The organism is Paenibacillus endophyticus, assembly GCF_014192395.1.
Taxonomy (GTDB): domain Bacteria; phylum Bacillota; class Bacilli; order Paenibacillales; family Paenibacillaceae; genus Pristimantibacillus; species Pristimantibacillus endophyticus.
The window spans coordinates 171,398-184,275 of the sequence record NZ_JACHXW010000001.1; the positions used below are offsets into that span (position 1 = coordinate 171,398).

At 48.1% G+C, this 12,878-nt stretch carries 10 protein-coding genes; 5 read left to right on the forward strand and 5 right to left on the reverse strand.

The features are described from left to right. Positions 1-2: 2 nt before the first annotated feature. The 3 genes from FHS16_RS00770 to FHS16_RS00780 are packed head-to-tail and all read right to left on the reverse strand — an operon-like array spanning position 3 to position 3,519. The gene (locus FHS16_RS00770; protein ID WP_183557524.1) at positions 3-1,094 is read right to left on the reverse strand and encodes a Ger(x)C family spore germination protein; all 1,092 of its coding nucleotides are present in this window, start codon (positions 1,092-1,094) and stop codon (positions 3-5) included. Next, positions 1,091-2,191: a GerAB/ArcD/ProY family transporter gene (locus tag FHS16_RS00775; RefSeq protein WP_183557527.1), complete on the reverse strand. Its 1,101-nt coding sequence runs from the start codon at positions 2,189-2,191 to the stop codon at positions 1,091-1,093. Before FHS16_RS00775 ends, FHS16_RS00770 begins: the two co-directional genes overlap by 4 nt. Then, positions 2,188-3,519, reverse strand: a complete 1,332-nt coding sequence (locus FHS16_RS00780; protein WP_183557530.1) for a spore germination protein — start codon at positions 3,517-3,519, stop codon at positions 2,188-2,190. Before FHS16_RS00780 ends, FHS16_RS00775 begins: the two co-directional genes overlap by 4 nt. Before the next feature lie 185 nt (positions 3,520-3,704). On the opposite strand from FHS16_RS00780, the gene FHS16_RS00785 reads away from it, so the two are divergent. Further along, a complete protein-coding gene (locus tag FHS16_RS00785; RefSeq protein WP_183557533.1) occupies positions 3,705-4,451 on the forward strand; it encodes a class I SAM-dependent methyltransferase in 747 nt (248 codons plus the stop codon). After that, complete coding sequence (locus tag FHS16_RS00790; protein WP_246431514.1) at positions 4,448-5,515, forward strand: MBL fold metallo-hydrolase; 1,068 nt, start codon at positions 4,448-4,450, stop codon at positions 5,513-5,515. The genes FHS16_RS00785 and FHS16_RS00790 overlap by 4 nt, the downstream gene beginning before the upstream one ends. Here FHS16_RS00790 and FHS16_RS00795 read toward each other — a convergent pair. Then, positions 5,487-7,100 (reverse strand): response regulator, encoded by a 1,614-nt coding sequence (locus FHS16_RS00795; RefSeq protein ID WP_183557536.1) that lies wholly within the window; start codon positions 7,098-7,100, stop codon positions 5,487-5,489. The two genes, FHS16_RS00790 and FHS16_RS00795, sit on opposite strands and share 29 nt — an antisense overlap. Positions 7,101-7,124: 24 nt before the next feature. Then, complete coding sequence (locus tag FHS16_RS00800) at positions 7,125-8,858, reverse strand: sensor histidine kinase (protein ID WP_183557539.1); 1,734 nt, start codon at positions 8,856-8,858, stop codon at positions 7,125-7,127. A 267-nt stretch (positions 8,859-9,125) separates the two neighbouring features. On the opposite strand from FHS16_RS00800, the gene FHS16_RS00805 reads away from it, so the two are divergent. The 3 genes from FHS16_RS00805 (at position 9,126) to FHS16_RS00815 (ending at position 12,743) form a co-directional block, all read left to right on the forward strand. Further along, on the forward strand, positions 9,126-9,980 hold the full coding sequence (locus FHS16_RS00805) for an ABC transporter permease (protein WP_183558463.1): 855 nt from the start codon (positions 9,126-9,128) through the stop codon (positions 9,978-9,980). Between the two features lie 23 nt (positions 9,981-10,003). After that, on the forward strand, positions 10,004-10,882 hold the full coding sequence (locus tag FHS16_RS00810; RefSeq protein ID WP_183557542.1) for a carbohydrate ABC transporter permease: 879 nt from the start codon (positions 10,004-10,006) through the stop codon (positions 10,880-10,882). 127 nt (positions 10,883-11,009) lie between these two features. Next, positions 11,010-12,743: an extracellular solute-binding protein gene (locus FHS16_RS00815; protein ID WP_183557546.1), complete on the forward strand. Its 1,734-nt coding sequence runs from the start codon at positions 11,010-11,012 to the stop codon at positions 12,741-12,743. Positions 12,744-12,878 lie beyond the last annotated feature (135 nt).

Here is a 12,878-nt window from a genome sequence, read left to right on the forward strand (position 1 = left end):
GTTTATTTAATAAGCCCTGTACCCTCAATCCGAATATCGGCATTTACTTTAAACGCAATATTCGGATAGATGGATTTCCATTCTTTCCAGACATCCTTTCCCGGATGGTTTGCTCGGTAGCGCAGCCCAAAGCCGATGGGGTCCACGTTCGCTTTTTGGATTTTTTTAAGCAGGGCAATACAGGATTTGGCATATTCCTGATTAAGACTGATCTCAATCGGTCGCCACTGCTCGTCGTAAAGCCCCTTGGGCGCTTCCTCAAACACAACCCTCATCTTAATATTCATCGTTATGGTGTCCTCGCCATTTTGTTTCCCGATGCGGAAGTTGGAATGGATTGCAGTTATGGCGACGACGAGGTCCATGCCCTCAAACATGCCATGCATCGAAGATTTGGTGAAATCATTGGCAAGCTGGTTGAAAAGCTGGGATTCGGTTGACGATAATACCAGCTTTACCCGTTTTTTGTTGAGAAGCGCGGTTCGGTTGATAATGAAGCTTTCCTTGTTATCTTTATAGATAACAGGCATTAAAGGGTCAAGCCCTTTCTCGGAGGCACGCCTTGAGAAATCGGATACAGACTCTACATAGGTGTAGGAGGATTCTGTTCCGTCTGCGCCAAAGCTGAGAAATAAAGTGTTGCCTGGATATCGCTCTGACAAAGGCTGCACCTGCAGCAAAGACTCCGCGTCAGGCTTGCCGATTGCAATGTCGGCGACGCTTTGGATATCCCTTCTTCTGGACATCCACTGCAGTAAGTTCTGATAGTCTGTTCGTGCAAGCTTCTCACCGATGAGAAACACTTTGCAATGCCCGAAATCAAGCTCCTTGTCGACATAGGCTTTCAGCATACGCACGCCTTCCGCAATGCTTTGGGAATCAATTGATTCAATTTGTGTTTTGGAAGCGCCAGGTTCGATTTTAGGAGAGGGTACGGCAAGCTGCAGAGTGAGCCGATAAGGCTTCTTCTCATTGTCAGACTGGTCTATTCCGAGCGCAACGACAAAGAAGCGCTTGTCGATATCCTTAAAGCCGCAGCCTCCGAGCAGGCAGACCGCAAACAACGCCAGAAAGATTCGGATGTATAGTCTCACGCGGCTTTTGCCCCTTTCCTGCTTAATACGAATACCCAGATCACGATGAAGATTTCAACGAATAATCGTACGATAAGCCAATAGGATGTGATCATCATATTGATTTTTTCGTTTGTCATGACGAGATAGAGCACGCTAAGCAGGGCAAAGATACCGACAATCACATAATTGGATAAAGGTGTTTTGGGACTGTCGATTTCAGGCTTGTAGCTTGGGATGCAGCTTTTGACGAACTCCATCGCTTGATGCCAGCCTGACATTGTATAAACGAGAGTCAAATTCAAATAGACGAGCAGGAATAGAAACAACACGCGTTCGATAAAACCATATTGCATCAGCAGCGAGTCTGCTGTAAGGCTCCAGACGTATATGTATTGCGCTACGCCCTCGGTACCGTGAAAGCCGATAGGAACAAAGAAGGTAATCAGCAGGATCATGGCACCGAAGAGTGGATAGACAAATCGGAATTTAAAGCGGAAATTAGGCGGGAGCAGCCGATTGAACAGCGATAAATTAATGTAACCCGTAAAAATAAACGATGCTGCCGCAATGCAGGATAAGGTAGGCATCGCGGTTACGTAATTGGCAACAATACGGATGGCATCCCAGCTGAGCTGCGTGCTGCGCACAGCTTTGAACAATACAAACAGGATGATTGGCGCATTGATGATCAGCCCAATCTCAACGACAAACATGACCGACAACGTCGACCTGGTAGCCGCATAGCCGCAGGCAAGGACTAGCATAATCAGAATGACGATCGTATTGGCATCGGGATTAAAGAAGCGGTTGATTAACACCGCATAGGCTACGACTACGACTGTCGTCGCAAACCACCACATGATCGCGAGAAAAAACATCATGATAGAGACAAGCCATTTTGGACTATACAGCTTTAAAATTTCAGGCAGCCCCTTGCCAGGGAACCGAGCCATTGCGCTAGTATACAGGTAAACCAGAATCGTACCGATTAGAATGCCGATGACAATAGATGATACGGCACCTGTATAACGGTATTGAATTAATATGTGGGGGACGTAAAGCATCAAATTGATAAAGCTGACAAGCATAAAATTATAAAAAACATAGCGGTTCATTTAATTTTCACCTGCCCGACATCACCTTCCAGAGGTCTTAATTTCCCGAAGATGCGCATATATGGTTTTCCGAAGCTTCTCAGATTGCAGAGATAGGCTATGTAAACGAACAAGCCAACCGCGACGCCAGAAATCCCGAAAAATATGGAAATGCCGATTAATGGATATTTCAAGAAGCGTATGGCAAAGGAAAGCGAATTGACGGGAATGACAAAGTTAGAGATTGCCACAACGGATGTCACAATGATCATAATGCTGCTTACCAAACCCGCCTGCTGGGCTGCTTGACCGAGAATAAGCCCTCCAACGGTCGTAGCTGTAGAGCCTATATAGCGCGGCAAGCGAATGCTCGCTTCAATTAGCGTTTCGATCATAAAAAGCATAATAAACACTTCAATAAACGAAGGGTAAGGGACCGCGGAGCGGCTTCCCGCAATCGAAAAAGCGAGCTGGACGCGAAACAGCTCCGGGTTGTAGGATACAACCGAGATATAGAGCGCTGGTAATGTAATCGTCAATACGATAGAAGTATACCTAAGGAAGATGAGAAATCGGGTCATCCAGTAGGCGTCGTAATCATCCTCCATCGCATGCATGAAATCGAAAAAGGTAGCAGGTAAAATAATCGCAAACATATTTCCTTTGAGCAATATAATGATTTTTCCTTTGGAAAGGGCTTTGGTAATTCGGTCGGGACGCTCCGTAATAAGGATGGTCGGGAACAAATGCTTGCGTTTCCCGACAAGCAGTTTTTCCAATTCTCCTGCTGCATGCAGCATTTCTACGTTGATCGTCATGAGCTTCGTGCGAACGCTATCGAGTACTGTAGGGTCAACGCGTCTTTGATCATATAAAGCCAATACCGGCGTTTTGGATAAAGAACCGATGGTATGCTCCTCTACGGACAAATCTGCTGAAGGGTACATGCTGCGGATGAGGTTCAGCGAGATGTTCAAGTCTTCGCTTAGCGCAAGCTGCGGGCCCTGTATAGCGCTTTCTACTTGTGTTTGCGGATTCTCGATGCTGATAATACGGGAAGCTTCAAAGGAATAGATAATGCCATCGGCTTCTATGAGTACATTTCCTCTTAGCATAAGATCCTGCCATTTCGCGACATCGTCGACCTTGCGATAATCAGGATTCGTTTTCAGTTGGCTTTCAAACGGGTAGAAATCCTTGGTGAAAGGGACGATAATGAAATCATTGATTTTATTTTCCTCGCAAAGCGGCGCGATATATGCGATTTCAATCGTCATTTCGCTGTTGTGCAGAACCTCGAGCTTGATGTCTACGGCTTCCGCGAACAATAATCGGATACGTTCGTTCATAGGTAGGACCCCCTTTCTATACATGCTGCTTGAGAAATGACTACTGGATAAGCTTCCATAGTTTGCACATAAAACCATAAAATATGCCTAGCATAATCCGTTTTGCGACTATGCACGAATTCAAGTACAATGAAGCAATCATATCGTTTGGGTTTGAAAGGTTCATAATGAAGGAGAGCTACATAATGAAACCATGGTACGAACAGAGCTTCGGCTCCGATTATATGCTTGTCTACAAACATAGGGATTGGGAAAACGCAAATGAAGAAGCCCGTAAAATGATCGCATGGCTGAAACTCCCGAAGAATGCGCAAATGCTTGATATTGGCTGCGGCATGGGACGGCATGCACTGGCGTTAGCGGGTTTTGGTTATTCGGTAACGGGTATTGATCTATCTCAGACCTTGCTTGATGAAGCAAGGAAGCATGATGAGAAAGAGCTGGTTAATTGGAGGCAGGGCGATATGCGGGAGCTGCCCTTCGAGCCAGGCAGCTTTGATTGCACCGTCAATTTATTTACGTCCTTCGGTTATTTTTCGCTGGAGGAGGATAACGTGAACGTGCTGAGGCAAATCGCAAAGGTACTACGCAAGAACGGTTCCTTTCTGATTGATTTTCTAAATCCGGCTTACGTGGAGAAGACGCTTATTCCGAGTTCGGATCGGACGGATGAGGAAGCGGGCATCCATATTCAAGAGCTTCGCTCGATTACAGATGGTTGGGTTCAGAAGGAAATTACGGTCACGGAATTGGAGAATCCGGATAAAGCTAGGCAATACCTAGAACGTGTCAGGCTGTTTCCTCTTGCTTGGTTCGAGCGTAATCTAGCCAATGCGGGACTTGTGTTGGAGCAATTATATGGCGACTACGACGGCTGCGAATATGAAGCAATCGATTCCCCGCGAATGATCATGACCGGAAGGACGAAATGATGATGAACGCGCATGGGAACCGAGTAAAGCAAACAACAAACGAAGCAGACACTTCTTTTTATACGACAACCTGGCAGGATGGCTGGCAGCAGATTAAGGTGCCCGTTCCATTCTCTCTGAAATGGGTTAATAGCTACCTGATACCGGAGCAGGCCGGCTATACGATCATTGACCCAGGACTGCGAACGGACGAAGCGATAAACGTATGGACTGCGGTATTGCAACAAAATGGCCTGCAATGGGGCGACATTTCACGTGTCATCCTGACGCATCAGCATCCGGATCACTACGGGCTGGCTGGATACGTACAGGAGCGAAGCGGGGCGCCCGTATACATAACGAGGTCTGCACATGATTATGCCATAAGGCTTTGGGGAGAGAAAAGCGGCTTTTCCCATCAATTGCAATCGCTCTATGAAGAGCATGGCATGCCTTTGCAGGAAAGAGAAGCGATAGCCGATAACCTCGAAACGTTTGTAGCCATGGTGACGCCTCAGCCGCAGGTACATTATTTCGAAGCGGGAGAGCAGCTGCAGCTGGGCGGATTAAGCTGGCGGTTGATAGATGCGCCTGGGCATGCGAATGGCCAGCTGTGCTTCTATCAGCCAGAGCGGAAATGGATGATATGCGGCGACCAAGTCCTGCCTCATATCACGCCTAACGTAAGCGTCGTTCCGTGGGAAGACAGCGATCCGTTAGCTGATTTTCTCCATAGCTTGCTTGTGCTCAAAGAATATGAGGTTGCGCTTGCTTATCCAGGACATCGTGACCCGTTTACCGATTTCCACGGACGAATCAACGAGCTGCTCCAGCATCATGCCAGCAGGCTGGACAAAATGGCAGCGATGCTCAGTAAAGAACCCCGCACTGCCTATGGCATGTGCGAGGCTCTGTTTGGGAAAAGGCTGAACGGCAACGCCCACCAATTGCGTTTCGCGATGTCGGAGACAATTGCGCATTTGGTTCATTTGGAGAGAAAGGGCAGGGCCGCTTCTTCGGTTATCGAGGGCGCCCGTTTCTATTCTGCGGCGGTCGCTAGCGATCTCGAAATTCCTGAGGCGTGATGCCATATCGATCCTTGAATACTTTGATGAAATAGCTTGTTTTCAAATAGCCGACTTTCGCCGCGATCTCGTAAATTTTATCCGGTGCGGTACGAAGCATATGAGCGGCCGTTTCCATCTTCAAGCGCGAAATATATTCACTGATGCCCTCGCCAGTCTCCAGCTTGTAAATTTTGGACAAGTAGGACGGGTTCAAGAAAACATGAGCAGCTATCGATTGAAGCGACGCATCCTCCAAATGACCGGACACGTATTCCTGTACCTTCTGTACCGTACTGGACCGGGAATGCTGCACGCGGCTGCTCATATGGTTCCGATAAGCTGCGAGAATGCTTTCTGTCCAGGAACGAAGCTGCTTGATCGTGTGGAAATGGGGGCCGCTGAGCAGTTGATTGAACTCGGCTCCCATGATGTCAGCCATCCATAGCTTGTTTTTGTGAATCGAGAAGCTAAGCGAGCTTACGATCATGAAATACGTTTCCAGAATATGCTCGTGCGATTCTCCCCATTTAAGCTCAAGCTCTTCGAAAACGAGCCTCAGCTTCTCTTCGATTGCATCCCATTGACCCGCTTCGAATAAATGAATGAAGAGCGGCGGATTGTAGAGGTGAGAGAGGGAATTGGCCTCTCCATGCTTCGCCTCCTCCGTAACGGTTAACAAAAATCCGCGTTCGCTTCCGATTCGCTGCCTGAAGTTAATCAACGAGAAATCATAGGTTTCGTGTATGCCATGCGGGAAAGCATCCTGTTTCGTTAGCACAAGAGAGACGGTCCCCTTCAAATACAGCTTGACGTAGTGCTGGAGCTGTGCCGCCTTTTGTTCCATGTGGTGCAGCAGCTGCGTTTGCTCCTGCTGCGCTTCGGCTTTGCTCATGATGACAAAGACATAATAGCCATGGCCGTCCTTTGTATGCCATAGCTTGTACTCCTCGGAGAAGATTTCTTCGGCGATATTGCATACGGCATACTCCAGCAGGGCGTTGTCGCGCTCGGTTTGCTCGTAGAAATAATCCTCCATACGCAAAAGCATCAAGCCATATGGCTCATTCATGGTAAAGGAAAAATCGAGCATATCCAGCTTATCTGCCAGCTTCTCGCTGGTGAAGGCCTCGCCTTGCAGCAGAGACAGCAGCAGATGGCTTCTCAGAATCGGCAAGTTGTCCTTTAACGAATGCAGCGCGCTATGATGCGAGCTGATCGCTTGCCAATGCTCCTCCAGCTGCACTGCAGCTTTCTTCACTGCCTGAAGCAGATCCTCATCCTCGGCGGGCTTGAGCAAGTAGTCCGTTGCCTGATGCTGCAGTGCTCTCTGCGCATATTCGAAGTCATTGTAGCCCGAGAGCAGGATGCATTTGACGTTGCTCCAAGAGGATCGTATTTGCGCAATTAGATCGAGCCCGGACTGCCCGGGCATATGAATGTCCGTAATGACGATATCGATAGGCGTGGCGTTCATGATCTCAAGCGCCCCCGCTGCCGAATGTGCTTGATATACAGTTTCAACCCCTACGGATTCCCAAGGCAAGTTGCTTGCGAGGTCCTCTACCAGATCAGGCTGGTCATCTACAATTAACAGTTGATACATCCTTCACAGCTCCTATTGATTCATCTAGTTGGAATAGTTTTCGTGCGGCCAAGACAGGTGAACGGCAACGCCGCCTTCATCGCGAATCCGGAAGGTGATGGAAGCCTCCTGGCCGAACTGGAACAGCATGCGCTGGCGGATGTTCCATAGCGCGCAGCCGCTTGAGTCGTCGGGCGGATTCATTATTTTTTTCTCGAGCTTGCGCAGCAGCTCCTCGGTCATGCCGATCCCGTTATCGGCGACAATGATGGTATGATAGCGGTCATCGCTTTCCCCGGTAATCGTGATGAGCCCGTCTCCATCGAACCTTTCAATGCCGTGCAGAACGGCGTTCTCTACAATCGGCTGCAGGAGCAGCCGCGGCAGCTCGGCGGACAGCATCGTCTCTGGAACCTGGATGTGGTAGGAGAGATGTTGAATATGGAATTGCTGAATTTCCAAATAGCTTTCGACGAGCTGCAGCTCCTCTTTGAGTGTAGCCGTAAGCTTCTCTACCCTTGTCGTATAGCGGTAATAGGTGGAGAGATGCATCGCGAGCTTCATGACGGATTCCTTCTTGCCGAGCCGGGCGAGGCTGCGGATGAGCGCAAAGCAATTGTATAAGAAATGAGGATTAATCTGCGATTGCAGCTGCTTGACGTTAGCCTCGCGCCTGCGCAGCTCCTCCACGTAAACCTTCTGTATCAGCTGCTCGGTATTGGCGGCCATATCATTAAACCGCTGGAATAAATAAGTGAACTCATTTTTAGGATTAGCGGTAATCCGGGTAGCATAGTTCCCCTCTTGAAGCCGCTTCACACTGCGAATTAGCAAGCCGATTGGCCGCTGTACATTCCGGTAAAGCAGGTAACCGGCAAGCAAGCTCATAATGAGCAGCAGGCCGACCGAGCCGTAAAATAAATTCCGGCTCTTGACGATTGGCTTCAGAACGTCCGCAAGCGGCACGTAATCGATCAAATACCAATCCAGTGTTTTGACATGCGCGGAGGTAACGAGAAAATCATTCCCTCTAATCGTAATGATTTGATTGGAAGCCTCGCTGACCGTCGCTTGCTGCATCAAAGCTTGGATGCTCGCTGTCATTTCCTTATCGGCCGTGCGGTTCTTGATCATGCTTCCATCTGCATGCAGCAGGAAAGGATCGCCTTTGCCTGCAAGCTTGAACGTATCCAGATCCTTGATGAGATGCTCCTCGGGAAACGATATCTCGACGATTATTCCGGCTTTGTCCAAGTTCCCCTCCAAGCGCTTCGGTTTGACGATATGACGAACAAAGCGGTTTTGCTTTATGCTTTGGATCGTCATTTCCTTGTATTTCCAGTTAGGCGTAAATATTTTTTTGATGGAATCCAAATCATAGGACAAATACGTATTGGTGGATACTAGCTGCTTGCTCGCAGGCGCTGTGATGCTGTACTGGGTATCCCAGCGCTGGGCGACGTTCAGCAGGCGCAGCCGCTCGAGAATGCGCAGCTTCTCGTCATTGCGCTGGTAAGCGCTCTCGATGAGATGCAGGTTTTGCAGCTGCTGGATATGGATATCCTCGCTGAGCAGGAAGCCCAGCGTTGACAGCGTGGTCACGCTTTTATCGATTTCGCTGGCGAGAAACGTAATGTCCTTCTGCTTCAGCGATTTCATCTCATCATTGATAACCCCGATGCTTGTCTGAATAGAAAGCGTATACAAAACGATGATCGGGATAAGCAGCAGGATGATCAAGGTAATCATTTTGGCAAACGTATTTTCGCGTAAACGCATGCTTGGGACCTCTCTTTTTATGAAAATAAAATGACATATGTCTACAAAGTGGCATGCTTCCAAAGATCGTGGTCTATAGAACAGGAGAGACTGCTGATAAAATTAATCATACAGGAGAGATGATAAAACACAATCAAATTTTGTTTGGAAAGGGGCAGACCAGTGGAAAGCGCGCTAAACAAACCGCTGCAGCAAGAAACGAAACCAAAACAACAGAAGGAAAAAAGAGCGAGAGAATTATTTAGCCGCACTTGGCCCTTGCATCTCATGCTGCTTCCGGCAGCGATCATTACCTTCATATTCGCTTACGTGCCAATGAGTGGACTTATTATGGCGTTTCAGGACTTCAAGCCATATGACGGTATATTTCGTTCAAAGCTTGTCGGCCTGGAGCATTTTCGGTTCATGTTCGAGTATCCAGACAGCAAGCAGGTTATTATGAACACCTTGATCATTTCGGGACTCAAAATCGTGTTTGGCCTCGTGGTGCCGTTCACATTCGCGATTCTGCTGAATGAGGTGCGCAAAATGTTTTTCAAACGGGTCGTTCAAACGCTCGTATACTTGCCGCATTTCATCTCATGGGTCATTCTCGGCGCGATCCTAACGGACATGCTCGGAAGCAAAGGCATCGTTAACCAGCTTCTCAACACACTCGGGTTAGAATCCGTATTCTGGCTCGGCGAAGGCAACTGGTTCCGATTCACGGTCGTCGTCAGTGACATCTGGCAAAACTTCGGCTTCAATACGATCGTGTTTCTAGCGGCTCTCTCAGGCGTGAATCCTTCCCTTTATGAGGCGGCGGAGGTAGACGGGGCTACGAGGTGGAAGCAGACGCTGCATATTACCGTTCCTTCCATGATTCCCATTGCGGTTGTGGTAGGCACGCTGTCGCTTGGCAATATTCTAAACGGCGGCTTCGATCAAATCTTTAATCTATACAATGCGCTTGTATATGACAAAGGAGACATTATCGATACGTTCGTATATCGTACGGCCATTTTGAACGGTCAATACAGCTTCGGTACAGCGGTCGGCTTGTTCAAATCCATTATTGGCCTGATCATGATCGTGTTCTCTTACCGCATGGCTTACAAATACGCAGGTTATCGCATCTTCTAGAGAAAGGGGGAGGGAGTTAGAGCATGTATTACAAAACATCAGGGTATAAAGCATTCTCGGTATTCAACTACATTTTGCTAGCCGTCATTTGCATTTCCTGCATCATTCCGCTCGTACACATTCTTGCGGTCAGCTTAAGCGCCAGCTCGCCGGCGAACGCGAACCTCGTCAAGCTATGGCCGATCGGCTTCAACTTTGAAGCGTATTCCAAAACGCTGAACAACGATAACTTCCATAATGCGCTGCTCGTAGGCTTGCAACGTACCGCGCTCGGAACGGTTGTGGGCATGTCGCTTATGATACTAGCGGGCTACGCTTTGTCCAAGGATGGACGGACATTCAAGAGCCGTTCGGTCTATACGTGGTATTTCCTCTTTACGATGCTCTTCAGTGGTGGTATTGTTCCTTCGTACATGCTAATCCGCAATTTGGATTTGATGAACTCGATCTGGGCGCTCGTACTTCCCGGAGCCATCAATGTATTCAATATGGTTCTGCTTATGAACTTTTTCCGAGCGGTTCCGAAAGAGCTTGAGGAAGCATCGCTAATTGACGGCGCGGGCCAATTCCGGACATTGTGGAGCATCTTTTTACCGATATCGATGCCCGCACTTGCAACGATATCATTATTCACAATGGTTACACATTGGAATTCATGGTTTGATGGTTTGTTATATATTACAGATTATAGAAAATATCCATTATCAACTTTTTTGCAAACGATTATTGTTCAGCAGGATTTCAATAAAATAAATCCCGATGTCAATGAGCTGAAGCACATCTCGCAGCGCACGGTCAAATCGGCGCAAATCTTTATCGGGACGCTTCCGATCTTGCTCGTGTATCCGTTCCTGCAGCGTTATTTTGTAAAAGGAATCATTCTTGGAGCCGTGAAGGAATAGCGCAAGAAAAAGGCATCAATAACAAAAAGTTGGTCTATCGAAGCAGCAAAGCGAGCTGTATATTGGAAACAAGCGATATAACAGATATCGTAATTAATAACAAAATATAACTTACGGGGGTTAAGGCATGAAGAAGTGGCTTTCGGTCTTATTGGTACTATCATTTATGCTAGCGATTGCGGCATGTTCCGGTGGCAACAACACAAACAAAGGCACGAACGCACCGGCAAGCAACAAGCCAGGCAATGAGCCTGCACAAACGGAAGAAGGCAATGCAGAAGGGTTTGCCGATGGCAAGTACACGACACCAGTCACCTTAACGACAGTGTGGGGACTTAACCAAAACGGATCGGTCTTCAAGGAAGGCGAAACGATCGAAGACAACGTTCATACTCGCCTTGTTAAAGAAAGACTGGGCATTGACATTAAATACAACTGGGTCGTAACGAACACGAACGACGCTTACAAAACGAAGCTGCGCCTCATGCTGTCGTCGGGCGAGGAAATGCCGGATGTGGTCACTTACCGCGGTGACTTGGAAACGGTTAACATGCTGATCGACTCCGGACAGTTCATGCCGGTAGGCGACTTGGTAGACAAATATGCCAACGATACTTATAAAGCAGGTTTAGATCTTGATCCAACCATTTGGCTGCCGATCAGCCGTGGCGCAGACAAAATGGCATTGCCGATTCTAGATTACGCTTACAATGCGGATCATGTGATGTGGGTTCGCGAGGATTGGCTGACAAAGCTTAATCTGAAAGCGCCTACCACACTAGCCGAGATGGAAGCGGTAATGGAAGCATTCGTGAAAAGTGATCCAGACGGAGACAGCAAAGCGAATACGCTGGGCCTTGCAACGGGCTTCAAAAACGGTTTTGCGAACTGGATGACCGATATCGGCTTCATCTTCGGCGCGCACGGCACCATGCCTGGCCAATGGAATCAAGCGGCAGACGGTTCCCTTGAGCACGGCTCCATTAATCCAGCTGCCAAAGCGGCATTATCCAATTTAAAAGAATGGCTCGACAAAGGCTACATTTCACAGGATTCCGCACTGCTTGACGAAACAACAGGCTCGGAGCTCTTCACTAAAGGCGAAGCGGGCATTATGTTCGGACCGAACTGGCTTCCAGCATGGCCGTTCCCTGACCTTCTGAACAACGTTCCATCGGCGAAATACAAAGCGTATCCGATTCCGGCTGGTCCTGACGGCAAAATCGGTTCCGCAGGCGGCAACCCGCCGGCTAACGGTTATGTATTCGTAAACAAAAAAGCTAAAAATCCGGAAGCGATCATTCATTACTATAACTGGTTCTTCGATAATATGGCTAATCCGCAGCCAGGCAGCGAGTTCGAGAAGGGCTTTGCAGAGGGTTATGACTACGCAACGCTTCCTGACGGCTCCATCACGGCTGATATTGCGAAATATCCGGATCTATTCCCTGGCTTGAAGGACCAAACGGCACCGCCGCTATTCTACACGCTGACGTTTGAGGGCGCTCGTATTCCGACATTGTATGCAGAAACGCATGTGAAGCTCGCAGGCGGCGCTGAAGCGGTTACGCCTTACGAGAAGCAAGAGTTCAACACGCGTTTGAAAGAAAATACGGATGCCATGAAGGTCGTTATGGATCAAAACGCGATTCGCATGAAAAATTACTACATGGGTCCTTTGACTGAAACGATGCAAAGCAAAAACGAGCTGCTGAATAAACTGCTCAACGAAACGTTCAACAAAATCGTCTATGGCCAGCAGCCTGTCGATTCATTCGATACGATGGTTGACAACTGGAAAAAATCCGGCGGCGAACAAATTACGAAGGAAGTTAATGACTGGTATAACAGCGTTAAATAACCAGTTGCAGAAGTACTTGCTTCTTGCCTAGGAAGCATAATTGAATCGACCGAGCGAACAGCCTGTCACGTTGCAGTTTCATTATTGAGCTGTAAGATGCAGGCTGTTGTTCTGAACACTTAGGTAAGCGTTTGC

Excerpts from the sequence above, each read along its gene's own strand:
- FHS16_RS00775 (WP_183557527.1), bottom strand. The coding sequence starts at position 2,191 with ATGAACCGCTATGTTTTTTATAATTTTATGCTTGTCAGCTTTATCAAT.
- FHS16_RS00780 (WP_183557530.1), bottom strand. The coding sequence starts at position 3,519 with ATGAACGAACGTATCCGATTATTGTTCGCGGAAGCCGTAGACATCAAG.
- FHS16_RS00785 (WP_183557533.1), top strand. The coding sequence starts at position 3,705 with ATGAAACCATGGTACGAACAGAGCTTCGGCTCCGATTATATGCTTGTC.
- FHS16_RS00790 (WP_246431514.1), top strand. The coding sequence starts at position 4,448 with ATGATGATGAACGCGCATGGGAACCGAGTAAAGCAAACAACAAACGAA.
- FHS16_RS00795 (WP_183557536.1), bottom strand. The coding sequence starts at position 7,100 with ATGTATCAACTGTTAATTGTAGATGACCAGCCTGATCTGGTAGAGGAC.
- FHS16_RS00800 (WP_183557539.1), bottom strand. The coding sequence starts at position 8,858 with ATGCGTTTACGCGAAAATACGTTTGCCAAAATGATTACCTTGATCATC.
- FHS16_RS00805 (WP_183558463.1), top strand. The coding sequence starts at position 9,126 with ATGCTGCTTCCGGCAGCGATCATTACCTTCATATTCGCTTACGTGCCA.
- FHS16_RS00810 (WP_183557542.1), top strand. The coding sequence starts at position 10,004 with ATGTATTACAAAACATCAGGGTATAAAGCATTCTCGGTATTCAACTAC.
- FHS16_RS00815 (WP_183557546.1), top strand. The coding sequence starts at position 11,010 with ATGAAGAAGTGGCTTTCGGTCTTATTGGTACTATCATTTATGCTAGCG.